General features: G+C 52.9%; 1 protein-coding gene. It reads left to right on the top strand.

Features of this window, described 5'->3' with window-relative positions:
- Nucleotides 1–255, top strand: a 255-nt coding sequence (locus HUN22_RS17880; RefSeq protein WP_254617581.1) for an Ig-like domain-containing protein, incomplete at both ends; no start/stop codon positions are given.

Below are 255 nucleotides of genomic sequence, written 5' to 3'. Positions count from 1 at the left end.
TAACGATTGATACCGTTGCACCAAATGCACCGGTACTTGATCCGATCAATGCCACTGACCCAATCAGCGGTACAGCAGAAGCAGGTTCAACTGTAACTGTGAGCTTCCCGGATGGTACGACTGCAACCGTAGTTGCAGGTACAGACGGTAGCTGGTCAGTGCCAAACCCAGGTACTCTGGTGGATGGCGATACAGTGACTGCAACAGCGACTGACCCTGCAGGCAATACCTCATTGCCAGGTACAGGCACAGTCT

Origin of the sequence: Acinetobacter lactucae (assembly GCF_013344765.1) — a bacterium.
In the GTDB taxonomy this organism is placed as follows: Bacteria; Pseudomonadota; Gammaproteobacteria; order Pseudomonadales; family Moraxellaceae; genus Acinetobacter; species Acinetobacter lactucae_A.
Note: the sequence above shows the minus strand (reverse complement) of the source record. Positions and strands in the feature narration are given on the sequence as shown.